Origin of the sequence: Salmonella sp. 32010601201800023SM (assembly GCF_017572235.1) — a bacterium.
Classification (GTDB): domain Bacteria; phylum Pseudomonadota; class Gammaproteobacteria; order Enterobacterales; family Enterobacteriaceae; genus Salmonella; species Salmonella enterica.
The window spans coordinates 81,011-105,370 of the sequence record NZ_JAGEQS010000004.1 but is presented as its reverse complement, the minus strand read 5'-3'; the positions used below and the strand labels follow the sequence as shown (position 1 = coordinate 105,370).

Here is a 24,360-nt window from a genome sequence, read left to right as displayed (position 1 = left end):
GTAAATGCGCCGTAAGAGCGCCAGAAATAAGAAGGTTTCCTGATGGTGGAACAGCGTCGTTTGGCAAGTACGGAATGGGTGGATATTGTGAATGAAGACAATGAAGTCATTGCACAGTCCAGCCGGGAACAGATGCGTGCGCAACGCTTACGGCATCGTGCGACGTATATCGTCGTTCATGATGGTATGGGTAAAATTCTGGTGCAGCGTCGTACCGAAACAAAAGATTTTTTGCCCGGTATGTTAGATGCTACCGCAGGCGGCGTGGTCCAGGCTGATGAGCAGCTACTGGAATCTGCCCGCCGCGAAGCGGAAGAAGAGTTGGGTATTGCAGGCGTGCCGTTTGCCGAACACGGTCTGTTTTACTTTGAAGACCAACATTGCCGGGTTTGGGGCGCGCTGTTTAGCTGCGTTTCCCACGGGCCTTTCGCGCTTCAGGAAGATGAAGTCAGCGAAGTGTGTTGGCTGACTCCGGAGGAGATCACCGCGCGCTGTGATGAGTTTACGCCAGATTCGCTCAAAGCGCTGGCGCTGTGGATGACCCGCAACGCCAAAAACGAAGCCGCGCTCCAGGAGAAACCGGAAGAGACGGAATAAGCGTTTTAGCAGCTTTCCCGCATACATAAACTGGAGGCGATGGATTTCCGATCGCTCCAGTTTCCCTGATTTAACCTTTCCAACAGCGCCCGTCCGGCTTCACTGCCAATCTTACGGTGCGGTACGGCCATGGTGGTTAACGGCGGCTGGCAGACCCGGCTGACATCGCTATCGCCAAACCCGACCACCGCTAAATCGTCCGGAACTTTGATCCGCCGTCGTTGGCACTCGTATAACGCGCCGCAGGCCAGCTCATCCGATACGCATACCAGCGCGTCCAGCTCCGGCCACGCCAGTAAAAACTCCGGCAGTTGAGACGCGCCGGTAGAAAAATTGGGCGGCAAGGCGGCATTAATCACCCGGTTTGGCGACATATGGTGGCGAAGCATCGCTTTGTACCAGCCGTGCAGATGTTGCTGAAAAATCCACTGCTCCTGATTGGCGCATAGCAGCCCGATATTCTGATAACCGCGCTGAATCAGCATTTCCGTCAGCTCATACATTGCCGCAACGTTATCAATACCGATATTCATATCAATAGGATCGCTGCGAATCGCGCCCATCTCCATCACCGGGATAGAGGCATTTTTCAGCCACTGGCGCACAGTAGTGCTATGTTCGACGCTAAGCAGAATCGCCGCGGCAATGTTGGAGGCCAGCAGCGTTTCGAGCAGCTTCTCCTCTTGTTCCACGCGATGCTGCGATTCCGCCAGCATTATCTGGTAGCCTGCGGGCTGTAAAATTTGTTGCAGCCCGGCGAACATTTCAGAACACCCCGCTTCCGCAAGGTTCGGTACGACCATCGCGATGGTGTGCGAGGAGGCAGACGCCAGCGCGCTGGCGGCGAGATTGGGCATATAGCCCAGCTCATGCACTGCCGCTTCGATTTTCTCCCGGAGTTTATCAGAGACCTGTTCCGGCGTGCGTAAGGCTCGTGATACGGTCATCGTGCCTACACCGGCAAGTTGGGCTACATCGGCGATAGTCACTTTACCGGTACTGCGCCGTTTACGGGGTATCGACATACAAATTCCTGCGTCATTACAACATGTTGAGATGCTTTTTTATTGTCGTTCTTTGCTTCGCATGACTGGCAGTATACGCCTTAAATCCGCTTTTTTGCTGTGATTTCACACCATGATTTTAATTTGATAGCGCTATCACAATTCTGAGTAATAGTCGCTGGTAGCGCTATCTTTGTGATAACGATCGCAGCTAATATCGAATGGCTTGAATAAAGTTTGTTCATAATTTCATACACCGTGGGGGCGAATAACATGCTGGGAACCTGGTTATCTGACGCAACCATCACGCTACAGGAGAGCGTGGAAACGTGGCCGCAGGCGCTGGAAATTTGCGGCAAACCCCTGCTGGACGCAGGTGTTATCGCACCGGAATACCTTACGGCGATTGTTCAGCAGCACCAAAAGCTTGGACCGTATTATGTATTAGCGCCAGGGTTAGCGATGCCGCATGCGAGGCCGGAAGAGGGGGCGAAAGGGTTAGGTTTATCGTTACTGAAACTACAGCGCGGCGTTTCATTTGGCGCAGACGAATTTGATCCGGTTGACATCATTATTATGCTGGCGGCGCCTGATAAGCACAGTCATATCGAAATGATATCGGCGCTGGCGGAATTATTTTCCAGTGATGTAGATATGGAAAAATTACATCAGGCAAAAAACCTGGAGGACATTAAAACGATTATTGACCGTTTCTGATTTTATTCCATTTTCTTGCGGTAAATAACATTACGCCCGTGCGTGATGCAGACCAACTCTACTTTTAAAAGGTGACAATAATGAAAATCATGGCAATTTGCGGTTCCGGCCTGGGTAGTAGTTTTATGGTAGAAATGAACATTAAAAAAGTATTAAAGAAACTCAATATTGACGCCGAGGTGGAACACTCCGATCTCTCATCGGCCACACCCGGGGCCGCCGATCTTTTTGTAATGGCCAAAGATATTGCGGCCAGCGCCAGCGTACCGGAAAGCCAACTGGTGGTGATCAATAACATCATCGACATCAACGAACTGGAAACGCAGCTGCGCGCATGGTTCGCTAAACAATAATTATTGCTGGCGAGGTGGATATGTTTATCCTTGAAACGCTGAATTTTGTTGTTGATATTTTAAAAGTACCCTCGGTGCTTGTAGGGTTAATTGCGCTTATTGGTCTGGTGGCGCAGAAAAAAGCGTTTTCCGATGTGGTAAAAGGCACGATTAAAACCATTTTAGGTTTTATTGTGCTTGGCGGTGGCGCAACCGTACTGGTGGGTTCATTAAACCCGCTAGGGGGTATGTTTGAACACGCTTTTAATATTCAGGGCATTATTCCTAATAATGAAGCGATAGTCTCAATCGCGCTGGAAAAATATGGCGCGTCCACGGCGTTAATTATGGCATTTGGTATGGTGGCCAATATTGTCGTGGCACGCTTTACGCGTCTTAAATATATCTTTTTGACCGGGCATCACACCTTTTACATGGCCTGTATGATTGGCGTAATCCTGACCGTGGCGGGGTTTGAGGGCGTAGGGCTGGTCTTCACCGGATCGCTGATCCTGGGGCTGGTGATGGCCTTCTTCCCGGCCTTGGCTCAACGTTATATGAGGCGGATTACCGGTACCGATGACATTGCGTTTGGTCACTTCGGTACCCTGGGATATGTGCTTTCCGGCTGGATTGGCAGCCTGTGTGGTAAAGGCTCCCGCTCCACGGAAGAGATGAACCTGCCGAAAAACCTCAGTTTTTTACGCGACAGTTCTATCTCGATTTCGCTGACCATGATGATTATCTATCTGATCATGGCAGTCAGCGCAGGGCGTGAGTATGTCGAAGCGACGTTTAGCGGCGGGCAAAACTATCTGGTGTACGCCATCATCATGGCAATCACCTTCGCCGCCGGCGTATTCATCATTCTGCAAGGCGTCCGTCTGATTCTGGCGGAAATTGTTCCGGCCTTTACCGGCTTTTCAGAAAAACTGGTGCCAAACGCGCGTCCGGCGCTGGACTGCCCGGTGGTGTATCCCTATGCCCCTAACGCGGTACTGATTGGCTTCCTGTTCAGTTTTCTCGGCGGGCTGGTGGGGCTGTTCCTGCTTGGACAGATGAAGCTTGTGTTAATCCTGCCAGGCGTTGTGCCGCACTTCTTTACCGGCGCGACCGCAGGCGTCTTTGGCAATGCCACCGGCGGTCGCCGCGGGGCGATGATCGGCGCATTTGCTAATGGTCTATTAATCACTTTCCTGCCAGTGCTGTTACTGCCGGTTCTCGGCGCGATCGGCTTCGCCAATACCACGTTCTCGGATGCTGACTTTGGCGTAATTGGTATTTTGCTGGGCAACCTGGCGCGTTATCTGTCGCCGATGGCTATCACGGGGCTGGTGGTGGCGCTATTCGCGCTACTGGTGGCGTACAACGTGTTGGCTAAAAACAAAAAAGCGAATGCTGAAGTGCAGGAAAATAGCGGAGCGAAAGAATGAACGTAACCGAAATCACCCAACTGGCGCGCGACATTCGCGTCGCCACGCTCAAATCCTTAAACCATCTTGGCTTTGGTCACTATGGCGGCAGCATGTCGGTAGTGGAAACTCTGGCGGTTCTGTACGGCGCGGTGATGAAAATCGACCCTGCCGACCCGGACTGGCCGGAGCGCGATTACTTCGTGCTGTCGAAAGGCCATGCGGGCCCCGCGTTGTACAGTACCCTGGCGATTAAAGGCTATTTCCCGCGCGAAGAGCTGAATACGCTTAACCAGAACGGCACCCGTCTGCCCAGCCATCCGGATCGGCTAAAAACGCGCGGCGTGGACGCCACGACCGGCTCACTGGGACAGGGCATCTCTATTGCGGGCGGTATGGCGTTGTCGCATAAACTGGCGCGGCGACCCAATCGGGTATTTTGCATTGTCGGCGATGGGGAGCTGAATGAAGGGCAGTGCTGGGAGGCGTTTCAGTTTATTGCCCACCACCGCCTGAATAATCTGACCGTTTTCATTGACTGGAACAAACAGCAGCTTGACGGCGAGCTGGAGGAGATTATCAATCCGTTCGATCTGGAAGGGAAATTCCGCGCGTTTGGTTTCGATGTCGTCACCGTCAAAGGCGATGATATCGCCGGACTACTGGCGGTGGTTCAGCCTGTGCCGCCCGCCGATGCCCGGCCACGGGTAGTGATCCTTGACAGCATTAAAGGGCAGGGGGTGCCATGCCTGGAGCAGTTAACGAATTCTCACCACTTACGCCTGACGGATGGCATGAAGCAGACGCTCAATGAGGCCATTCATCAACTGGAGGTCATGCATGATTAAGCTTGCGCCCGCAGGGCTTAAAGACGATATCGAAATGCGCAAAGTTTACGCCGGTTTTGTCGCCGGGCAGATTGAGGCCGGAAGCCCAATTATTGCGCTTGAGGCTGATTTAATGAGCTCAATGGCGATGGACAGCGTGGCGCGTGACTACCCGCAGCATGTCATTAACTGCGGTATTATGGAGGCGAATGTGATTGGCACTGCGGCGGGGCTGGCGCTGACCGGTCGCAAACCGTTTGTGCATACTTTTACCGCTTTTGCCAGCCGTCGCTGTTTTGATCAGCTCTTCATGGCGCTGGATTATCAGCGTAACAACGTCAAAGTGATCGCCTCCGATGCCGGAGTGACGGCGTGCCATAACGGCGGCACCCATATGTCTTTTGAAGATATGGGGATTGTTCGCGGGCTGGCGCACTCCGTAGTACTGGAGGTGACGGATGCGGTGATGTTCGCGGATATTTTACGCCAGCTAATGGACCTGGACGGTTTTTACTGGCTGCGTACCATCCGTAAGCAGGCGCGGAGTATCTATGCGCCAGGCTCTACCTTTACCATTGGCAAGGGCAACGTACTGCGCGAGGGCGATGATATTACGCTTATCGCCAACGGCATTATGGTGGCGGAGGCGCTGGAGGCGGCGCGCCAACTGGAGCAGGAAGGTGTGAGCGCCGCGGTCATTGATATGTTCACCTTAAAGCCTATCGATCGCATGTTGGTGAAAAACTACGCGGAAAAAACGCGGCGTATCGTCACGTGTGAAAACCACAGCATCCATAATGGACTGGGGTCAGCGGTGGCGGAAGTGCTGGTGGAAAACTGTCCGGTGCCGATGCGCCGTGTTGGCGTCAAAGAGCGTTATGGGCAGGTAGGAACGCAGGATTTCTTACAAAAAGAGTACGGACTCACCGCCGAAGCGATTGTAGAAGCCGCGAAATCACTGCTTTAATCATGGAGATATTGCCGGATGGCGCTGATGCTCATCCGGCATTTTGGATCAATGATATCCCATCATCTGCGCGCCAATGACGACCACGCTGGACATAATAAACAGTAGTCCCAGCAGCGACGCCCCCACTTTCAGCCAGTTGCGAAAATCGACCCGGCACACGCCCAGCGTGGCCATCAGCGAGGCCGATGTCGGATAGATAATATGGCTGAAGCCATCGCCAAACTGGAAGGCCAGAACAGTCACCTGACGGTTAACGCCGACCAGATCGCCGAGCGGCGCCAGTAATGGCATGGTTAACGCCGCCTGGCCCGAACCGGACGTGACAAAGAAATTAAATACCGCCTGGAAGAGCAGCATAAACCAGGCGGCGATAGCATTATTAAGCCCGCGGATGCCATGCGCGATACTGTTAAGCAGCGTATTGAGCACGCTGGGTTCCCCGGCTTCGCCGTTGCCGACCAGCAGCAGAATGCCTTTGGCAAAACCCACCAGCAAGGCGGGCGCGATCATCATCCTCGCCCCTTCGGTGAATGAGGACGCCATCACGTTGACCGTCATACCGTTGAGGCGGAAGATAACGCCGATGAGGCCGATCACCACGCCCATGGTGAAAAACTGACTGGCGATCTCCGGAATAAACCAGGCGTGGACAATCACGCCCCAGACGACCCAAATCATTACGCCGGTCAGGACCAGCAGTACCAGCCAGTCGCCGAAGGTGAAAGGGCGCTGGACGACTTCATCCTGCTGTTCGCGGAAATAGCGATCGGATTCGTGGACGCGGGAAAGCAGCGGATTCTTTTTCACGCGTGAGGCGTAGACCAGCGTAAAAACCAGCCCAATCAGCGTGGCGACAATCCAGACCACAATACGCAGCCCGGAGCCGGAAAGTACCGGCACGCCGGCAATCCCCTGGGCGACGACTACGCAAAACGGGTTCATCCACGAACTGGCAAAGCCAATTTGGGTGGCGATATAGGTCACCAGGACGGTGGTAATGCTGTCATAGCCCAGCCTGACCATCAGCGGGGCTATGATAATTGCAAAGGCGACCGCCTCTTCGCCCATGCCAAATACGGCGCCCCCTAACGAAAAGAGGACAAATAGCACCGGAATAAACAGGACTTCGTTGCCCCGCGTGTGGCGAATAAGCGCCAGAATGCCGTTATCCACGGTGCCGGTACGCATCACGATGCCGAATGCGCCGCCAATCACCAACATAAACATAATGATGCCGACGGCAGTGCCGAATTTCGATCCGGATGTTAACCCTTCAAACGGAAAATTCATCAGCCCTGGTCTTTCATCGCCGGTAGTGAAAAATTGTACGCGATGATACTGCGCTTCCCCGGCCTCGTTGGTCACAATGCGAAAAGAGTGCGGGTCGACGACTTTGCGGGTTTTTGTCTGACCATCGACCTGATACTGCACTTCCTGGCTATCAAACATCCCAACGGGGACGACCCAGGTGGCGATACTGGTTAAAATGGCGACAAAAAAGATGATGACCAGCGTATCGGGCATTGCCCATTTTCTGGCTGTTTTTGATTCTGTAACGACAGACATGACAGACTATCCCTGTTGCAAAGCAAAGAGGCTAAGTATGAGAAGAAGGGAATAGTTATTCATTGATGCAGCGCAGTTAAGCAAAAAATTCCGCTTTGCAGGGTAAATAGCAGAATGCCGGATGGCGATGCTAACGCGTCTTATCCGGCCTACAACGGTATCTCACCTGTAGGCCGGACAAGGCGTTCACGCCGCCATCCGGCATTAGCTTTTACTGTTACTGCTGCTGCTGAGAAGCCTGGATTGCCGTCAGGGCGATGGTGTAGACGATATCGTCAACCAGCGCGCCACGGGACAGGTCGTTCACTGGCTTGCGCATACCCTGCAGCATCGGCCCGATGGAGATCAGGTCGGCAGAACGCTGTACCGCTTTGTAGGTGGTGTTACCGGTGTTCAGATCCGGGAAAATGAACACGGTAGCGCGACCCGCAACCGGCGAGTTCGGCGCTTTGGATTTCGCTACGTCAGCCATGACCGCGGCGTCGTACTGCAACGGACCGTCGATCATCAGGTCAGGACGTTTTTCCTGCGCCAGACGCGTCGCTTCACGTACTTTCTCTACGTCGCTGCCCGCGCCAGAGGTGCCGGTGGAGTAGGAGAGCATTGCCACACGCGGTTCGATGCCGAAGGCAATGGCGGAATCCGCAGACTGAATCGCGATTTCTGCCAGCTGCTCTGCAGTCGGGTCTGGGTTGATTGCGCAGTCGCCGTAAACGTAAACCTGTTCCGGCAGTAGCATAAAGAATACAGAAGAGACCAGGGAGCTACCCGGCGCCGTTTTAATAAGCTGCAGCGGCGGACGGATGGTGTTGGCGGTGGTATGAACCGCGCCGGAAACCAGGCCGTCGACTTCGTCTTGCTCCAGCATCAGCGTGCCGAGCACCACGTTGTCTTCCAGTTGCTCGCGGGCAACCGGTTCGGTCATGCCTTTGCTCTTACGCAGCTCAACCAGGCGAGCGACATAGCTTTCACGCACCACTTCCGGATCGACGATTTCAATACCTGCGCCCAGCTCAACGCCCTGAGATGCCGCGACGCGGTTGATTTCATCCGGGTTGCCCAGCAGAACGCAAGTGGCGATGCCGCGTTCAGCGCAGATTGCCGCCGCTTTGACGGTACGCGGTTCGTCGCCTTCCGGCAGCACTACGCGTTTACCGGCTTTACGCGCCAGCTCGGTCAGTTGGTAGCGGAACGCCGGCGGAGAGAGACGACGGCTACGCTCGGAAGTGGCGGTCAGCGACTCGATCCACTCAGCGTTAACGTAGTTCGCGACGTATTCCTGAACTTTCTCGATGCGCTCATGGTCATCAACCGGGACTTCCAGATTGAAGCTTTGCAGGCTCAGCGAAGTCTGCCAGGTGTTGGTGTTCACCATAAAGACCGGCAGACCGGTGGCGAATGCGCGTTCGCACAGTTTAGAAATGCGTGCGTCCATTTCATAGCCGCCGGTCAGCAACAGGGCGCCGATTTCTACGCCGTTCATCGCGGCCAGGCAAGCTGCGACCAGTACGTCCGGACGGTCAGCGGAGGTCACTAACAACGAGCCTGCGCGGAAATGTTCCAGCATATGCGGAATACTACGCGCGCAGAAAGTGACGGATTTAACTCGGCGGGTTTTGATATCGCCTTCGTTAATGATGGTGGCGTTCAGGTGACGCGCCATATCGATAGCGCGGGTCGCAATCAGGTCGAAGCTCCACGGCACCGCGCCCAGAACCGGCAGCGGGCTGGATTCCTGCAGTTTAGCAGGATCGATTTTGATCACCTGCGCTTTGGAAGAGTCGTCAAAAATCTCCGACAGATCCGGGCGAGTACGACCTTGTTCATCAACCGGTGCATTCAGTTTGTTGATGATAACGCCGGTGATGTTGGTGTTTTTCGCGCCGCCGAAGCTGCTGCGCGTCAGTTCGATACGCTCGTTCAGCTGTTCTGGCGTGTCGGTACCCTGAGACATGACAAAAACGATTTCCGCATTCAGCGTTTTCGCGATTTCATAGTTCAGAGACTGAGCGAACTGATGTTTACGGGTCGGAACCAGACCTTCAACCAGCACCACCTCCGCGTCTTTGGTATTCGCATGGTAGTTCGCGATGATCTCTTCCATCAGCACGTCTTTCTGGTTGCTGGAGAGCAGAGATTCAACGTGGCTCATCTTCAGCGGTTCAGCCGCCGGCAGGGTAGAGTTCGCGCGAACGATAGTGGTGGTCTGGTCAGGCGCATCGCCGCCAGCGCGAGGCTGGGCGATAGGCTTAAAGACGCTCAGACGAACGCCTTTGCGTTCCATAGCACGGATGACGCCGAGGCTGACGCTGGTCAGGCCGACGCTGGTTCCGGTAGGGATCAGCATAATAATACGGGACACGGTTTATCCTCTTTCGTTACCGTCTTTTGGGGACGGGTTACAAAACAGCACCGCCAGCGAGGCTGGCGGTGTGAAATCAGGCAGTCAGACGGCTCGCGTCCTGCGCGATAACCAGTTCTTCGTTGGTTGGGATCACCACCGCCGGACGGGTACCTTCTTTGTTGATGAAACCAGATTTGCCGAAGCGGGCCGCCAGGTTACGTTCGTGGTCGACTTCAAAGCCCAGCACGCCCAGTTTACCCAGAGACAGTTCGCGAACCATCGCGGCGTTTTCACCGATACCGCCGGTGAACACGACTGCATCCAGACGACCGTCCATCAGAGCGGTGTAAGAACCGATGTACTTCGCCAGGCGGTGGCAGTATACGTCCATCGCACGTTTTGCGTCTTCTTTGGTGGCGTAGTTGTCTTCAACATAACGGCAGTCGCTGGTCACTTCAGTCAGACCCAGCAGACCGGACTCTTTGGTCAGCATTTTGTTGATCTGATCCACGCTCATACCCAGAGTGTCGTGCAGGTGGAAGATAATCGCAGGGTCGATATCGCCGGAACGGGTACCCATGACCAGGCCTTCCAGCGGGGTCAGACCCATAGAGGTATCCACGCATTTACCGTTACGGATAGCGGAAACAGAACCGCCGTTGCCCAGGTGGCAGGTGATAATGTTCAGTTCTTCTACCGGCTTGTTCAGCATTTTTGCCGCTTCCTGAGTTACATAGAAGTGGCTGGTGCCGTGTGCGCCATAGCGACGAACGCCGTGTTCTTTATACAGGCTGTACGGCAGGGCATACAGGTAAGATTCTTCCGGCATGGTCTGATGGAAGGCGGTGTCGAATACTGCAACGTTTTTATCTTTCAGCTGCGGGAAAGATTTCAGCGCTTCGGCGATACCAATCAGGTGAGCCGGGTTATGCAGCGGTGCGAAAGAGGCGGAATCTTTGATGCCCTGAATGACGGACTCATCAATGACTACGGAACTGGTATACTTCTCGCCGCCGTGTACGATACGGTGACCAATTGCAGTTAACTGCGCAGACAGTTCTGGTTTTTGTGCCAGAATAGTGTTAACGATAAAGTTCAGCGCTTCACTGTGAGCGGCGCCTGCACCTAAAGCCGCTTCTTGTTTACTGCCGTCCATTTTCCATTTGATGCGTGCTTCTGGCAGATGGAAACATTCGGCTAAACCAGAAAGGTATTCATCACCATTAACTGCATCAATAATTGCAAATTTCAGTGAAGAACTACCGCAGTTCAGAACCAGTACTAACTTACTCGACATGGAAGTACCTATTTATGATACGTGGCTAAAAAAACGTCAGTGAGCCATAGAGCGTAGCGCATGATAGCCCTGACATTTATGATTAACATCATGCGCAGGAGTTTTTTTGGGCATGATGGAAGAAATACCTTTGAGTCTATGCCATTTTGCGTATTTTTCAGCCAATGGCATACTATGTGTAATATTGACGACTCAATGATTTTAAACTACCGGCCTTTGACAGGCCGACACAGGATACCTGATAGTGGGTATCGAAGACAAAATGTTTTGAACGTTGTCCCTCGCAGTTGTTGTTTTGCACAAATTTTTTAAATTTTATATGTGAAGTTGAGGTAGGCCATGTCGACACCGGATAATCGCTCCGTAAATTTTTTTAGCTTATTTCGCCGGGGGCAGCACTACGCGAAGACGTGGCCGATGGAAAAGCGGCTGGCGCCCGTTTTCGTCGAAAACCGCGTCATTCGTATGACGCGCTATGCCATACGATTTATGCCGCCTGTCGCCGTCTTTACATTATGCTGGCAGATAGCGCTGGGCGGTCAGTTAGGTCCGGCCGTGGCGACCGCCCTGTTCGCCCTGAGCTTGCCTATGCAGGGATTATGGTGGTTAGGGAAACGTTCCGTGACGCCGTTGCCGCCTTCAATCCTTAACTGGTTTTACGAAGTTCGCGGTAAATTGCAGGAGGCTGGACAAGCGCTGGCGCCGGTAGAAGGAAAGCCGGATTACCAGGCATTAGCTGACACGCTTAAGCGCGCCTTCAAACAACTGGATAAAACTTTCCTGGATGATTTGTAATTGACCCCGGATTACGCATATAAAAGAAGGCATACCAATGCCTTCTTTTTTTCATCGCCATAGCGTGATACAGGAGTTCAAAATGGAAATGACCAACGCGCAACGTCTGATTTTGTCTAACCAGTACAAAATGATGACGATGCTCGATCCCACCAACGCCGAGCGTTACCGTCGCTTACAAACAATTATTGAACGCGGCTACGGCCTGCAGATGCGCGAGCTGGATCGCGAGTTTGGCGAGCTGACGGAAGAGACCTGTCGTACCATCATCGATATTATGGAGATGTACCATGCGCTGCACGTCTCCTGGACCAACCTCAAAGATACGCAAGCCATCGACGAACGTCGCGTCACCTTCCTGGGGTTTGACGCCGCGACGGAAGCGCGTTACCTCGGCTATGTCCGTTTTATGGTGAATATAGAAGGACGCTACACTCACTTTGACGCCGGGACGCACGGCTTTAATGCCCAGACGCCGATGTGGGAAAAATACCAGCGGATGTTGAATGTCTGGCATGCCTGCCCGCGTCAGTACCACCTGAGCGCGAATGAAATCAATCAAATCATTAATGCCTGAGGAGGCTCGCGTGCAGTGTAAAGGTTTTCTGTTTGATCTGGATGGAACGTTGGTTGACTCATTACCTGCCGTTGAACGCGCGTGGTGTAGCTGGGCCGATCGTTTTAACCTTGCTCATGATGAGGTGCTGGGCTTTATTCATGGCAAACAGGCGATCACCTCGTTGCGGCATTTTATGGCGGGTAAATCGGAGGCGGAAATTGCCGCTGAGTTTACGCGCCTGGAGCAAATAGAAGCCACTGAAACCGCAGGGATCACCGCGCTGCCGGGGGCAGTCGATTTACTCAATCACCTGAATAAAGCGGGCATTCCGTGGGCTATCGTCACCTCCGGTTCAATGCCGGTCGCGCGTGCGCGCCATCAGGTCGCGGGCCTTCCAGCGCCAGAGGTGTTTGTCACCGCCGAACGAGTCAAACGCGGCAAACCGGAGCCGGATGCGTATTTGCTGGGCGCACAACTGCTTGGCCTGGCCCCTCAGGAGTGCGTCGTAGTAGAAGATGCCCCGGCTGGCGTGCTGTCCGGACTGGCTGCGGGCTGCCACGTCATTGCGGTCAATGCGCCGGCCGACACGCCGCGTCTGGCGGATGTTGATTTTGCGTTGGATAGCCTGACGCAATTATCGGTCGCTAAACAACCAAACGGCGATGTGGTGGTGTTAAGAAAGACCTGATCATGATATCGCCCCGCTTTGGCGGGGCATATTTATGGCAGAATCGCGTTATCTTCTCATCTGACAAGGATATGTTGTGAACGGTGAATTGATTTGGGTTCTCTCTTTACTGGCGATTGCCGTCGTGTTGTTTGCGACGGGCAAAGTACGTATGGATGCGGTGGCTTTATTCGTCATTGTTGCTTTTGTCCTTAGCGGTACCTTGACCCTTCCGGAAGCCTTCTCCGGCTTTAGCGATCCGAATGTCATTCTTATCGCCGCCTTATTTATTATTGGCGACGGCCTCGTGCGCACCGGCGTTGCGACGGTGGTCGGTACCTGGCTGGTTAAAATGGCGGGCAGCAGTGAAATCAAAATGCTGGTTTTACTGATGATCACCGTCGCCGGACTTGGCGCTTTCATGAGTTCAACCGGCGTGGTGGCGATTTTTATCCCCGTTGTTCTTAGCGTTTCTATGCATATGCAAACCTCGCCTTCGCGCCTGATGATGCCGCTGAGTTTTGCCGGGCTTATCAGCGGAATGATGACGCTGGTGGCGACGCCGCCGAACCTGGTGGTTAACAGTGAACTGCTGCGTGAAGGCCTGCACGGGTTCAACTTTTTTAGCGTGACGCCGCTGGGGATAGTGGTGTTGGCGCTCGGCATTGTTTATATGCTGGTGATGCGCTTCATGCTAAAAGGCGATGCGCCCGGACAACAGGCCGGTAAGCGGCGCACTTTCCGCGATCTTATCCGCGAGTACCGTCTGACGGGGCGCGCTCGTCGTCTGGCGATTCGCCCCGGTTCGCCGATGGTGGGACAGCGGCTGGACGACCTTAAACTGCGCGAACGTTACGGCGCCAATGTCATCGGCGTTGAACGCTGGCGGCGCTTTCGGCGGGTTATCGTCAATGTGAACGGCGTATCGGAGTTTCGCGCTCGCGACGTTCTGCTGATTGATATGTCGGCGGCGGAGGTTGACCTCAGAGAGTTCTGCGCCGAGCAACTGCTGGAACCGATGGTATTGCGTGGAGAATATTTTTCCGATCAGGCGTTGGATGTCGGGATGGCGGAAATTTCGCTTATTCCGGAGTCTGAACTGATTGGCAAGTCGGTGCGTGAAATCGCTTTCCGTACACGTTACGGGCTGAATGTGGTCGGCCTGAAACGCGACGGCGTCGCGCTGGAAGGATCGCTGGCCGATGAGCCGTTATTGATGGGCGATATCATTCTGGTCGTGGGGAACTGGAAGTTAATCAGCCTGCTGGGGCAAAAAGGCCGCGACTTTGTGGTGCTGAATATGCCGGTCGAGGTCAGCGAAGCCTCTCCTGCGCACAGCCAGGCGCCGCACGCCATTTTCTGCCTGGTACTGATGGTGGCGCTGATGTTGACCGATGAAATTCCCAACCCGATCGCGGCGATTATCGCCTGCCTGCTGATGGGAAAATTTCGCTGTATTGATGCTGAAAGCGCATATAAAGCGATCCACTGGCCGAGCATTATCTTGATTGTGGGTATGATGCCGTTTGCGCAGGCGTTGCAAAAAACCGGCGGCGTCTCTCTGGTCGTGCAAGGGTTAATGAATATCGGCGGCGGCTATGGGCCATATATGATGCTGGGATGCCTGTTCGTGCTGTGCGCCGTCATAGGACTGTTCATTTCTAACACGGCAACGGCGGTGCTGATGGCGCCGATTGCGCTGGCGGCGGCGAAATCGATGGGGGTGTCGCCCTATCCGTTTGCGATGGCGGTGGCGATGGCGGCATCCGCCGCCTTTATGACGCCGGTTTCATCGCCGGTCAATACTCTGGTTCTGGGGCCGGGAAACTATAGCTTTAGCGATTTTGTGAAGCTTGGCGTGCCGTTCACGCTTATTGTGATGGCGGTTTGTATTGTGATGATTCCGATGTTGTTTCCGTTTTAACCCCAGGCAGGAAAAGGCCTGATGGCGCTGCGCTTATCAGGCCTACGGGTATCACGCTACGTCCAGGCCGGATAAGGCGTTAGCCGCCATCCGGCAACTAAAGCGGTGAATCCTGGCTTATCTCGTCAAGAGAAAGATGGAAACTTGGTACGAACACCGCCATAAAATAGTCCATCTCCTGGCTGCGACGTAATTCCAGCGTTTTTTCCAGCCGCGTTTTTGCCAGTCCAAACTCATTGTTTCCCGCCGATAGCTCTTCCAGGCATTTCAGGTAGGCGCAAAGCGCATCGGCCTGTTTTACGATTGCCTGTTCTTCTTCGCTCCAGGCATTCTCATCAATAAGCGGTGCGAAAATATCGCGTAATTCATCCGGCGCCATATCAACCAGCTTTTGCTGGGCGATTTTTTCGATCGCTTTATATTCCTGGGCTATCTGGGAATTAAAATATTTTACCGGCGTCGGCAGATCGCCGGTCAGTACTTCCGAGGCATCATGATACATCGCCAGAAGCGCGATGCGTTCAGCATTGAGCTGACCGCCAAATTTACGGTTTTTTATCGCCGCCAACGCATGGGCGACCATCGCCACCTGCAGACTATGTTCGGAGACGTTTTCTGTACGCACGTTACGCATCAGCGGCCAGCGGTTAATCAACTTCATGCGGGAGAGATGGGCGAAAAAATGGCTCTGCTTCATAGATTACCTTTTGTTTTCACTGCGGCAGACTTCATTGTGCGGGGAGGGAGATGAAGATGCAATTCAGGCTACCGAAGTAGCCTGAATTTAAGATTATTGATGGTAACCTGAGAGGAAACGCCCAAAACGGTTGATGGCCATCTCCAGGTCATCTTCACGCGGTAGCGTCACAATGCGGAAGTGATCCGGCCACGGCCAGTTAAAGGCGGTACCTTGCACCAGCAGCACCTTTTCCTGTAGCAGGAAGTCCAGCACCATCTTCTGGTCGTCGTGAATATTAAAACGTTTAGCGTCGATCCTGGGGAACATGTACAACGCGCCGCGCGGTTTTACGCAGGAAACGCCGGGAATATCGTTAATCAACTCCCAGGCTCGGTTACGCTGTTCATACAGTCGACCGCCCGGCAGAATAAATTCGCTAATGCTTTGATAGCCGCCGAGCGCGGTCTGAATAGCATGTTGCGCCGGGACGTTGGCGCACAGGCGCATTGAGGCTAACATCTCCAGCCCTTCAATATAGCCTTTCGCATGTTTTTTCGGCCCGTTCAGCACCATCCAGCCCTGGCGGAAGCCGGCGACGCGATAGGTTTTAGACAACCCATTAAAGGTGATGGTCAGCAGATCAGGCGCCAGTGCGGCGATAGAGTGATGCTCGGCATCGTCATAGAGAATCTTGTCATAAATTTCATCGGCGAAGATGATGAGATTATGCTCGCGCGCAATGTTGACAATTTCCATCAACAATTCTTTAGAATAGACGGCGCCAGTAGGGTTGTTTGGATTAATAATGACAATACCACGCGTACGTGGGGTGATTTTGGCGCGGATATCGTCAAGGTCCGGGAACCAGTCGGAAGATTCATCGCAAAGATAATGTACCGCCTTGCCGCTGGAGAGCGATACCGCTGCTGTCCATAACGGATAATCGGGCGCGGGAACCAGCATTTCATCGCCACTGTTAAGCAACGCCTGCATCGCCTGAACGATCAGCTCGGAAACGCCGTTACCGATATAGATATCTTCCACGGTTACATCGCGCATTCCACGGGCCTGATAATGCTGCATAATCGCTTTACGGGCGGAATAAAGCCCTTTCGAGTCGCAATATCCTTGCGCCGTCGGCAAATTACGAATGACATCGACCAGAATTTCGTCCGGCGCTTCGAATCCGAAGGGGGCGGGGTTGCCGATATTCAGTTTAAGAACTTTATTACCTTCTTCCTCAAGGCGTTTTGCTTCTTTCAGAACGGGGCCACGAATGTCATAACAGACATTTTCGAGTTTGCTGGATTTTTCAATGGGGGACATGAATCTTGACCTTTTAGCTGTTATTGCCACTCCCTGCCGTGGAAGTCAGCACGAAACAATGTACTCCCACGACGGTGAGTTTTGAAGAGTGAACAGAAGAAGATTTTGTTTATTTTTAACGCGCTTTCGTACTGTTTAAAACTTCATAAAATCATTTTGTTAGATGTATTTTCTATTTTTGTCTGTATGTATAGTGTTTTGTTCTATGTGATTGCGCGTAATGTGGTTTTTTATGTTGTCAGAAATTATCTGTTTTATGAGAGATAAGCATTCATCATTAGTGTCGCGTCGGCTATTTCGGAAATACTGAGTATTAAAGGTAAAATGAGAAGGTTAGACCTTTCCGGCGGCGGGGGGTGTGAAAGTATTGTTAAGTATAATTAATGAATGGTAGAAATCTTAATTAATTATTATTTAATATTTAAAAAGCATTTACTAAAGTCGTAATAATATCTTTCTGGTCCGATTAGTATAACATATCCCAGGTTAAGATTATTCGTAATAATACTTATAAATATAGCGGTTTTAGGTTAAGATAATGATCCGAAACGGGGGCGTAGTCTGCGTTGTCTGCTAATTATCATGACGCGATTTTATACATAACCTATTGTTCAATATATTGTTTTTGTATCTGTGCGTCTCGGTAAACTATTTGACGCTGTTACAAGATTTACACGTCCATCATTAGCAGAAATCTGTAGACGCCTAAAGGTATGACACATTCTCTTTGATATATCCCGATCAGTTGCATTTGGTATTATATCAGTAAGTAAGAGAAGTGTTTTGGTCGTATTTTCAATTACATTCTAACATTTACCTGGGTAACCAGGCGGTACTGCGAAGGATGCACATTACAAATGGAATTGCTTGTTTCTGAATGCACAGCATTAACCAGGTCAGCCCGATATGACCCGCCAGTAAGTGAAAAATTATGATAAATGCAAATCGTCCGATAATTAACCTCGATCTCGATCTGCTGAGAACGTTCGTGGCCGTTGCCGATCTGAACACCTTCGCCGCGGCGGCGGCGGCGGTATGTCGTACTCAGTCTGCGGTCAGTCAGCAAATGCAGCGTCTTGAGCAACTCGTGGGAAAGGAATTGTTCGCCCGCCATGGTCGTAACAAACTTTTGACCGAACACGGTATCCAGCTTCTGGGGTACGCCAGAAAAATCCTGCGTTTTAATGATGAGGCGTGTTCATCATTAATGTTCAGTAATCTTCAGGGAGTGTTAACAATCGGCGCTTCTGATGAATCAGCTGATACTATCCTGCCTTTTTTGCTTAGCCGAATCAGCTCGGTCTATCCGAAACTCGCGCTTGATGTACGGGTAAAACGCAACGCCTATATGGTGGACATGGTTAAATCGCAGGAAGTAGATTTGGTGGTGACGACTAACCAACCTCATTCGCTGGACTGTCTGAATTTGCGGACCTCGCCCACCCATTGGTATTGTGCGGCTGAGTATGTTTTGCAAAGGGGAGAGCCCGTACCATTAGTCCTGCTGGACGATCCCAGCCCATTCCGCGATATGGTGCTGGAGACGCTAAATGCAGCGGGTATTCCCTGGCGGCTGGCCTATGTGGCCTCTACATTACCGGCGGTACGCGCGGCCGTTAAAGCCGGTCTTGGCGTAACGGCTCGACCTGTCGAAATGATGAGTCCCGACCTTCGCGTGCTGGGCGCCGCAGACGGATTACCGCCTTTGCCGGATACGGAATATCTGTTGTGCCGCGATCCCAATAGCCAGAACGAGCTGGCGATGGTGATTTTCCATGCGATGGAAAGCTATCAAAACCCATGGCATTACAACCAGTTTTCTGCAGAGGGCGGAGATGATCCGCTGATGGTGGAAGGGGGTTTTGAGTAGCTCGCAGGCAAAAGGCGCTAAGTCGTAAATGTAAAAAAGAGCCGCTGGCGATGAAAAAACGCTCAGTGGCTCTTTTTTTGTGCCCATCTGTACGCGCTTAACCGCACAAATTGTAAAAGTTGCGGTAAATCAGCCAGTAGCGATTCGCAGTTCAATTTGGGCAAAAAATAACCAGAACATCCATTTTATGAATTTGCATGTTAAAAAACTAGAGAAATTGTTGCTGTTTTAGGGGGTGAATTAACAAAAGCGTGTCACAGATCAAGAAAATACTCCCATTTAGGGGGAGGCATCTTCACAAATTCCTGTCAAAATAGGTGTGTGTTATTTCTTTTGCTTCACAACGGACACGATTCAACAACATAAAATCCCCCCTGGTCGAAGAGTCATTTTCTCCAGGATGGCACTTAATGTTAATGATGATGAATTGATGTAAATTAATGTGAAGGAACTTTTGTTAAAGTTGACAAAAGGTTATAGAAAGGAGTAAAAAACCACATCAATTAGCTGTTTTTATCATTTTCTACAGTAATTGTAGGGTTTTTTTTATTCCTCCCCATGAATCGATGTGGCGTCCATCTGCCGTAAAGAGCAGAGAAACTGGCGCTACTTTTGATGAGTAAGCAATGAGTATGTCAACATCCACTGAAGTCATCGCTCATCACTGGGCATTCGCTATCTTTCTTATCGTTGCCATTGGCCTGTGCTGCCTGATGCTGGTAGGCGGTTGGTTTTTGGGCGGTCGCGCACGCGCGAGGCACAAGAACGTTCCGTTTGAATCAGGTATCGACTCGGTCGGCACCGCCCGCTTACGCCTGTCTGCCAAGTTTTACCTGGTAGCCATGTTCTTCGTTATCTTCGACGTTGAAGCGCTGTATCTGTTCGCATGGTCGACTTCTATCCGCGAAAGCGGCTGGGTTGGCTTTGTGGAAGCTGCAATTTTTATTTTTGTGTTACTGGCTGGTCTGGTTTATCTGGCGCGTATTGGCGCGTTGGACTGGACGCCCGCGCGTTCACGCCGCGAGCGTATGAACCCGGAAACGAACAGTATCGCTAATCGTCAACGCTAACCGCGAGGCATTAAGATGGATTATACGCTCACCCGCATAGATCCTAACGGTGAGAATGACCGTTACCCCCTGCAAAAACAGGAGATCGTAACCGACCCCCTGGAGCAGGAAGTTAACAAAAACGTGTTCATGGGCAAACTGCATGACATGGTTAACTGGGGCCGTAAAAACTCAATTTGGCCCTACAACTTCGGCCTTTCTTGCTGCTATGTAGAGATGGTGACCTCTTTTACCGCAGTGCATGACGTTGCCCGTTTCGGCGCGGAAGTGCTGCGTGCGTCGCCACGTCAGGCTGACCTGATGGTGGTGGCCGGTACCTGCTTTACCAAAATGGCCCCGGTTATTCAGCGTCTGTATGACCAAATGCTGGAGCCAAAATGGGTCATTTCTATGGGCGCCTGCGCCAACTCCGGCGGCATGTACGATATTTATTCGGTAGTGCAGGGCGTTGATAAGTTCATCCCGGTGGATGTGTATATCCCTGGCTGTCCGCCGCGTCCGGAAGCGTATATGCAGGCGTTGATGCTGCTGCAAGAATCGATTGGCAAAGAGCGCCGTCCGCTCTCATGGGTGGTGGGCGATCAGGGCGTGTATCGCGCCAATATGCAGCCAGAACGCGAACGTAAACGCGGCGAGCGTATTGCCGTCACGAACCTGCGTACCCCGGACGAGATTTAATTTGCGCCTGTCGGCAGCAGCACTTCACTTCGCTAACCACTATTTTAATAGCGCGAAGCACTGCCGACCACCACGGACCATTTGCAATGGTGAACAATATGACCGACTTAACCGCGCAAGACGCTGCATGGAGTACCCGCGATCATCTTGATGATCCGGTTATCGGCGAACTGCGCAACCGTTTTGGGCCGGATGCCTTTACCGTTCAGGCGACCCGCACCGGTATCCCCGTTGTTTGGGTCAAGCGTGAACAACTACTGGAGGTTGGCGATTTCTTAAAGAAACTGCCGAAACCTTACGTCATGCTGTTTGACTTACACGGCATGGATGAACGCCTGCGTACGCACCGTGACGGGTTACCCGCCGCGGATTTTTCCGTTTTCTACCACCTGATTTCCATTGAGCGTAATCGCGATATCATGCTCAAGGTGGCGTTGTCTGAAAACGACCTGCGCGTGCCGACCTTCACTAAACTTTTCCCTAACGCCAACTGGTACGAGCGTGAGACCTGGGAGATGTTTGGTATTGATATCGAAGGCCACCCGCACCTGACGCGCATCATGATGCCGCAAACCTGGGAAGGCCATCCGCTGCGTAAAGATTATCCGGCGCGCGCGACCGAATTCGACCCGTTTGAGCTGACCAAAGCCAAGCAGGATCTGGAGATGGAAGCGCTGACCTTTAAGCCGGAAGACTGGGGGATGAAGCGCGGGACTGACAACGAGGACTTTATGTTCCTCAACCTCGGCCCGAACCACCCGTCTGCGCACGGTGCGTTTCGTATTATCCTGCAACTTGACGGTGAAGAAATCGTCGACTGCGTGCCGGATATCGGCTATCACCACCGCGGCGCCGAAAAAATGGGCGAGCGCCAGTCCTGGCATAGCTACATTCCCTATACCGACCGTATCGAATACCTCGGTGGTTGCGTCAATGAAATGCCGTACGTGCTGGCGGTAGAAAAGTTGGCAGGGATCACCGTCCCGGATCGTGTGAACGTCATCCGCGTGATGCTCTCCGAACTGTTCCGCATTAACAGTCATCTGCTGTACATCTCGACCTTTATTCAGGACGTCGGCGCGATGACGCCGGTCTTCTTTGCCTTTACCGACCGGCAGAAAATTTATGACCTGGTGGAAGCCATTACCGGTTTCCGTATGCACCCGGCCTGGTTCCGTATCGGCGGCGTCGCGCACGACTTGCCGCGCGGTTGGGATCGCCTGCTGCGAGAGTTCCTTGAGTGGATGCCGAAGCGTCTGGATTCTTACGAGAAAGCCGCGCTGCGTAACACTATTCTGAAAGGGCGTTCGCAGGGCGTTGCCGCTTACGGCGCGAAAGAGGCGCTGGAGTGGGGCACCACCGGCGCAGGGCTGCGCGCGACCGGGATCGACTTCGACGTACGTAAATGGCGTCCATACTCTGGCTACGAAAACTTTGACTTTGAAGTGCCGGTGGGTGGCGGCGTTTCCGACTGCTATACCCGCGTGATGCTGAAAGTGGAAGAGCTGCGCCAGAGTCTGCGCATTCTTCAGCAGTGCCTCGATAACATGCCGGAAGGCCCGTTCAAAGCGGATCACCCGCTGACCACGCCGCCGCCGAAAGAGCGCACGCTGCAACATATCGAAACCCTGATCACCCACTTCCTGCAGGTCTCCTGGGGCCCGGTGATGCCGGCGCAGGAGTCCTTCCAGATGGTGGAAGCGACGAAGGGGATTAACAGTTACTACCTGACCAGCGACGGCAGCACTATGAGCTACCGTACCCGCGTGCGCACGCCGAGCTTTGCGCACCTGCAGCAGATTCCCTCGGCGATCCGCGGTAGCCTGGTCTCCGACCTGATTGTCTATCTGGGTAGTATCGATTTTGTTATGTCAGATGTGGACCGCTAATTATGCACGAGAATCAACAACCACAAACCGAGGCTTTTGAGCTGAGTGCGGCAGAGCGTGAAGCGATAGAGCACGAGAAGCACCACTACGAAGACCCGCGTGCGGCGTCCATTGAAGCGCTGAAAATTGTTCAGAAGCAGCGTGGCTGGGTGCCGGACGGCGCGATCTACGCTATTGCCGATGTGCTGGGTATTCCGGCGAGCGACGTCGAAGGCGTCGCCACATTCTACAGCCAGATCTTCCGTCAGCCGGTCGGTCGCCACGTGATTCGCTACTGCGACAGCGTGGTGTGCCATATCACCGGCTATCAGGGGATTCAGGCCGCGCTGGAAAAAAATCTCAACATCAAACCGGGGCAGACGACCTTTGATGGTCGCTTTACGCTGCTGCCGACCTGCTGCCTGGGGAATTGCGATAAAGGGCCGAACATGATGATTGATGAGGATACTCACAGCCATCTGACCCCGGAAGCCATTCCTGAACTACTGGAGCGGTATAAATGAAAAACGTTATCCGTACTCCCGAAACCCATCCGCTGACCTGGCGTCTGCGCGATGACAAACAGCCGGTCTGGCTGGATGAATATCGTAGCAAAAACGGCTACGAAGGCGCGCGTAAGGCGCTGACCGGCCTGTCTCCGGATGAAATCGTCAGCCAGGTAAAAGACGCCGGTCTGAAAGGGCGCGGCGGCGCGGGCTTTTCCACCGGTCTGAAGTGGAGCCTGATGCCGAAAGATGAATCCATGAACATCCGTTACCTGCTGTGTAACGCCGATGAAATGGAGCCGGGCACCTATAAAGACCGTCTGCTGATGGAACAGCTGCCGCACCTGCTGGTGGAAGGCATGCTGATCTCCGCGTTCGCGCTGAAAGCGTATCGCGGCTACATCTTCCTGCGCGGCGAATATATCGAAGCGGCTGTACATTTGCGCCGTGCGATTGCTGAAGCCACCGAGGCCGGGCTGCTTGGCAAAAATATCATGGGCACCGGGTTCGACTTTGAACTGTTTGTCCACACCGGGGCAGGGCGTTACATCTGTGGTGAAGAAACGGCGCTGATTAACTCCCTCGAAGGCCGCCGCGCGAACCCACGCTCCAAGCCGCCCTTCCCGGCGACCTCCGGCGTATGGGGCAAGCCGACCTGTGTGAATAACGTCGAAACGTTGTGTAACGTCCCGGCAATCCTCGCCAACGGCGTGGAGTGGTACCAGAACATCTCGAAAAGCAAAGATGCGGGTACCAAGCTGATGGGCTTCTCGGGCCGCGTGAAGAATCCGGGCCTCTGGGAATTACCGTTCGGCACCACCGCGCGTGAGATCCTCGAAGACTACGCGGGCGGTATGCGCGATGGCCTGAAATTCAAAGCCTGGCAACCGGGCGGGGCGGGAACCGACTTCCTGACCGAGGCGCATCTTGATCTGCCGATGGAATTCGAAAGCATCGGTAAAGCAGGCAGCCGTCTGGGCACCGCGCTGGCGATGGCGGTAGACCACGAAATCGGCATGGTATCGCTGGTGCGTAACCTGGAAGAGTTCTTTGCCCGCGAATCCTGCGGCTGGTGTACGCCATGCCGCGACGGGCTGCCGTGGAGCGTGAAAATTCTGCGCGCGCTGGAGCGTGGCGAAGGCCAGCCGGGGGATATCGAGACACTTGAGCAACTGTGTCGTTTCCTCGGACCGGGTAAAACCTTCTGCGCGCATGCGCCGGGCGCGGTTGAGCCACTGCAAAGCGCAATTAAGTATTTCCGCGAAGAATTCGAAGCTGGCATCAAGCAGCCGTTCAGCAATACCCATTTAATCAATGGTATTCAGCCGAACCTGCTCAAAGAGCGCTGGTGA

The 24,360-nt window shown here is 53.1% G+C and carries 23 protein-coding genes; 17 read left to right on the top strand and 6 right to left on the bottom strand.

The window, feature by feature from the left end; all coding sequences use genetic code 11:
* Window positions 1-42: 42 nt before the first annotated feature.
* Window positions 43-597, top strand: a complete 555-nt coding sequence (yfcD, locus tag J4617_RS13680) for an NUDIX hydrolase YfcD (protein ID WP_000230215.1) — start codon at window positions 43-45, stop codon at window positions 595-597.
* A gap of 5 nt (window positions 598-602) precedes the next feature.
* Here the strand turns inward: yfcD and J4617_RS13675 are convergent, their stop codons facing one another.
* Window positions 603-1,622, bottom strand: coding sequence for a LacI family DNA-binding transcriptional regulator (locus J4617_RS13675; RefSeq protein WP_000026949.1), 1,020 nt, complete (start codon window positions 1,620-1,622; stop codon window positions 603-605).
* 252 nt (window positions 1,623-1,874) lie between these two features.
* Here J4617_RS13675 and J4617_RS13670 point away from each other — a divergent pair, with 252 nt between their 5' ends.
* The 5 genes from J4617_RS13670 to J4617_RS13650 all read left to right on the top strand — a co-directional run bounded on the left by J4617_RS13670 (window position 1,875) and on the right by J4617_RS13650 (window position 5,856).
* On the top strand, window positions 1,875-2,318 hold the full coding sequence (locus J4617_RS13670; RefSeq protein ID WP_000901813.1) for a PTS sugar transporter subunit IIA: 444 nt from the start codon (window positions 1,875-1,877) through the stop codon (window positions 2,316-2,318).
* An 80-nt stretch (window positions 2,319-2,398) separates the two neighbouring features.
* Window positions 2,399-2,671: a PTS sugar transporter subunit IIB gene (locus J4617_RS13665; protein WP_000699818.1), complete on the top strand. Its 273-nt coding sequence runs from the start codon at window positions 2,399-2,401 to the stop codon at window positions 2,669-2,671.
* 20 nt (window positions 2,672-2,691) lie between these two features.
* Window positions 2,692-4,083 carry a PTS ascorbate transporter subunit IIC gene (locus tag J4617_RS13660; protein WP_001518515.1) on the top strand — a complete coding sequence of 464 codons (1,392 nt, stop codon included), beginning with the start codon at window positions 2,692-2,694 and terminating at the stop codon, window positions 4,081-4,083.
* Window positions 4,080-4,910 (top strand): transketolase, encoded by an 831-nt coding sequence (locus tag J4617_RS13655; RefSeq protein ID WP_001103267.1) that lies wholly within the window; start codon window positions 4,080-4,082, stop codon window positions 4,908-4,910. The genes J4617_RS13660 and J4617_RS13655 overlap by 4 nt, the downstream gene beginning before the upstream one ends.
* The gene (locus J4617_RS13650; protein ID WP_000593024.1) at window positions 4,903-5,856 is read left to right on the top strand and encodes a transketolase family protein; all 954 of its coding nucleotides are present in this window, start codon (window positions 4,903-4,905) and stop codon (window positions 5,854-5,856) included. Before J4617_RS13655 ends, J4617_RS13650 begins: the two co-directional genes overlap by 8 nt.
* A gap of 48 nt (window positions 5,857-5,904) precedes the next feature.
* On the opposite strand, the gene yfcC is transcribed toward J4617_RS13650, so the two are convergent.
* From yfcC to ackA, 3 genes are all read right to left on the bottom strand, one after another.
* Entirely contained in the window at window positions 5,905-7,425 is a 1,521-nt protein-coding gene (gene yfcC / locus J4617_RS13645; RefSeq protein ID WP_017465987.1) for a putative basic amino acid antiporter YfcC, read from the bottom strand.
* A gap of 217 nt (window positions 7,426-7,642) precedes the next feature.
* Entirely contained in the window at window positions 7,643-9,787 is a 2,145-nt protein-coding gene (gene pta, locus J4617_RS13640) for a phosphate acetyltransferase (protein WP_000086692.1), read from the bottom strand.
* Window positions 9,788-9,863: 76 nt separating this feature from the next.
* Complete coding sequence (gene ackA / locus J4617_RS13635) at window positions 9,864-11,066, bottom strand: acetate kinase (protein WP_000095689.1); 1,203 nt, start codon at window positions 11,064-11,066, stop codon at window positions 9,864-9,866.
* Between the two features lie 339 nt (window positions 11,067-11,405).
* On the opposite strand from ackA, the gene yfbV reads away from it, so the two are divergent.
* The 4 genes from yfbV (at window position 11,406) to J4617_RS13615 (ending at window position 15,011) form a co-directional block, all read left to right on the top strand.
* Window positions 11,406-11,861 (top strand): terminus macrodomain insulation protein YfbV, encoded by a 456-nt coding sequence (gene yfbV / locus J4617_RS13630; protein ID WP_000106617.1) that lies wholly within the window; start codon window positions 11,406-11,408, stop codon window positions 11,859-11,861.
* Between the two features lie 82 nt (window positions 11,862-11,943).
* The gene (locus J4617_RS13625; protein WP_000426135.1) at window positions 11,944-12,438 is read left to right on the top strand and encodes a YfbU family protein; all 495 of its coding nucleotides are present in this window, start codon (window positions 11,944-11,946) and stop codon (window positions 12,436-12,438) included.
* Window positions 12,431-13,108: a sugar phosphatase gene (locus J4617_RS13620; RefSeq protein ID WP_001555201.1), complete on the top strand. Its 678-nt coding sequence runs from the start codon at window positions 12,431-12,433 to the stop codon at window positions 13,106-13,108. The genes J4617_RS13625 and J4617_RS13620 overlap by 8 nt, the downstream gene beginning before the upstream one ends.
* Before the next feature lie 76 nt (window positions 13,109-13,184).
* Complete coding sequence (locus J4617_RS13615) at window positions 13,185-15,011, top strand: SLC13 family permease (RefSeq protein ID WP_001012857.1); 1,827 nt, start codon at window positions 13,185-13,187, stop codon at window positions 15,009-15,011.
* Window positions 15,012-15,108: 97 nt separating this feature from the next.
* Here the strand turns inward: J4617_RS13615 and yfbR are convergent, their stop codons facing one another.
* Window positions 15,109-15,708, bottom strand: a complete 600-nt coding sequence (yfbR, locus tag J4617_RS13610) for a 5'-deoxynucleotidase (RefSeq protein WP_000813882.1) — start codon at window positions 15,706-15,708, stop codon at window positions 15,109-15,111.
* A 93-nt stretch (window positions 15,709-15,801) separates the two neighbouring features.
* Complete coding sequence (alaA, locus tag J4617_RS13605) at window positions 15,802-17,016, bottom strand: alanine transaminase AlaA (protein WP_000074540.1); 1,215 nt, start codon at window positions 17,014-17,016, stop codon at window positions 15,802-15,804.
* A gap of 931 nt (window positions 17,017-17,947) precedes the next feature.
* On the opposite strand from alaA, the gene lrhA reads away from it, so the two are divergent.
* The 7 genes from lrhA to nuoF all read left to right on the top strand — a co-directional run bounded on the left by lrhA (window position 17,948) and on the right by nuoF (window position 24,360).
* Window positions 17,948-18,886, top strand: a complete 939-nt coding sequence (lrhA, locus tag J4617_RS13600) for a transcriptional regulator LrhA (RefSeq protein ID WP_000606288.1) — start codon at window positions 17,948-17,950, stop codon at window positions 18,884-18,886.
* A 79-nt stretch (window positions 18,887-18,965) separates the two neighbouring features.
* Window positions 18,966-19,118 (top strand): hypothetical protein, encoded by a 153-nt coding sequence (locus J4617_RS13595; protein ID WP_031606670.1) that lies wholly within the window; start codon window positions 18,966-18,968, stop codon window positions 19,116-19,118.
* A 394-nt stretch (window positions 19,119-19,512) separates the two neighbouring features.
* On the top strand, window positions 19,513-19,956 hold the full coding sequence (nuoA, locus tag J4617_RS13590; RefSeq protein WP_000062993.1) for an NADH-quinone oxidoreductase subunit NuoA: 444 nt from the start codon (window positions 19,513-19,515) through the stop codon (window positions 19,954-19,956).
* Between the two features lie 15 nt (window positions 19,957-19,971).
* The gene (nuoB, locus tag J4617_RS13585) at window positions 19,972-20,634 is read left to right on the top strand and encodes an NADH-quinone oxidoreductase subunit NuoB (protein WP_000386728.1); all 663 of its coding nucleotides are present in this window, start codon (window positions 19,972-19,974) and stop codon (window positions 20,632-20,634) included.
* An 86-nt stretch (window positions 20,635-20,720) separates the two neighbouring features.
* Window positions 20,721-22,523: an NADH-quinone oxidoreductase subunit C/D gene (gene nuoC / locus J4617_RS13580; protein WP_000247855.1), complete on the top strand. Its 1,803-nt coding sequence runs from the start codon at window positions 20,721-20,723 to the stop codon at window positions 22,521-22,523.
* Window positions 22,524-22,525: 2 nt separating this feature from the next.
* The gene (gene nuoE / locus J4617_RS13575) at window positions 22,526-23,026 is read left to right on the top strand and encodes an NADH-quinone oxidoreductase subunit NuoE (protein ID WP_000545038.1); all 501 of its coding nucleotides are present in this window, start codon (window positions 22,526-22,528) and stop codon (window positions 23,024-23,026) included.
* Window positions 23,023-24,360 (top strand): NADH-quinone oxidoreductase subunit NuoF, encoded by a 1,338-nt coding sequence (nuoF, locus tag J4617_RS13570; protein WP_000800048.1) that lies wholly within the window; start codon window positions 23,023-23,025, stop codon window positions 24,358-24,360. Before nuoE ends, nuoF begins: the two co-directional genes overlap by 4 nt.

Excerpts from the sequence above, each read along its gene's own strand:
- nuoA (WP_000062993.1), top strand. The coding sequence starts at position 19,513 with ATGAGTATGTCAACATCCACTGAAGTCATCGCTCATCACTGGGCATTC.
- J4617_RS13675 (WP_000026949.1), bottom strand. The coding sequence starts at position 1,622 with ATGTCGATACCCCGTAAACGGCGCAGTACCGGTAAAGTGACTATCGCC.
- alaA (WP_000074540.1), bottom strand. The coding sequence starts at position 17,016 with ATGTCCCCCATTGAAAAATCCAGCAAACTCGAAAATGTCTGTTATGAC.
- yfcC (WP_017465987.1), bottom strand. The coding sequence starts at position 7,425 with ATGTCTGTCGTTACAGAATCAAAAACAGCCAGAAAATGGGCAATGCCC.
- nuoF (WP_000800048.1), top strand. The coding sequence starts at position 23,023 with ATGAAAAACGTTATCCGTACTCCCGAAACCCATCCGCTGACCTGGCGT.
- nuoC (WP_000247855.1), top strand. The coding sequence starts at position 20,721 with ATGGTGAACAATATGACCGACTTAACCGCGCAAGACGCTGCATGGAGT.
- J4617_RS13660 (WP_001518515.1), top strand. The coding sequence starts at position 2,692 with ATGTTTATCCTTGAAACGCTGAATTTTGTTGTTGATATTTTAAAAGTA.
- J4617_RS13670 (WP_000901813.1), top strand. The coding sequence starts at position 1,875 with ATGCTGGGAACCTGGTTATCTGACGCAACCATCACGCTACAGGAGAGC.
- yfcD (WP_000230215.1), top strand. The coding sequence starts at position 43 with ATGGTGGAACAGCGTCGTTTGGCAAGTACGGAATGGGTGGATATTGTG.
- yfbR (WP_000813882.1), bottom strand. The coding sequence starts at position 15,708 with ATGAAGCAGAGCCATTTTTTCGCCCATCTCTCCCGCATGAAGTTGATT.
- yfbV (WP_000106617.1), top strand. The coding sequence starts at position 11,406 with ATGTCGACACCGGATAATCGCTCCGTAAATTTTTTTAGCTTATTTCGC.
- nuoB (WP_000386728.1), top strand. The coding sequence starts at position 19,972 with ATGGATTATACGCTCACCCGCATAGATCCTAACGGTGAGAATGACCGT.
- nuoE (WP_000545038.1), top strand. The coding sequence starts at position 22,526 with ATGCACGAGAATCAACAACCACAAACCGAGGCTTTTGAGCTGAGTGCG.
- J4617_RS13665 (WP_000699818.1), top strand. The coding sequence starts at position 2,399 with ATGAAAATCATGGCAATTTGCGGTTCCGGCCTGGGTAGTAGTTTTATG.
- J4617_RS13620 (WP_001555201.1), top strand. The coding sequence starts at position 12,431 with ATGCCTGAGGAGGCTCGCGTGCAGTGTAAAGGTTTTCTGTTTGATCTG.
- J4617_RS13655 (WP_001103267.1), top strand. The coding sequence starts at position 4,080 with ATGAACGTAACCGAAATCACCCAACTGGCGCGCGACATTCGCGTCGCC.
- J4617_RS13650 (WP_000593024.1), top strand. The coding sequence starts at position 4,903 with ATGATTAAGCTTGCGCCCGCAGGGCTTAAAGACGATATCGAAATGCGC.
- J4617_RS13625 (WP_000426135.1), top strand. The coding sequence starts at position 11,944 with ATGGAAATGACCAACGCGCAACGTCTGATTTTGTCTAACCAGTACAAA.
- ackA (WP_000095689.1), bottom strand. The coding sequence starts at position 11,066 with ATGTCGAGTAAGTTAGTACTGGTTCTGAACTGCGGTAGTTCTTCACTG.
- lrhA (WP_000606288.1), top strand. The coding sequence starts at position 17,948 with ATGATAAATGCAAATCGTCCGATAATTAACCTCGATCTCGATCTGCTG.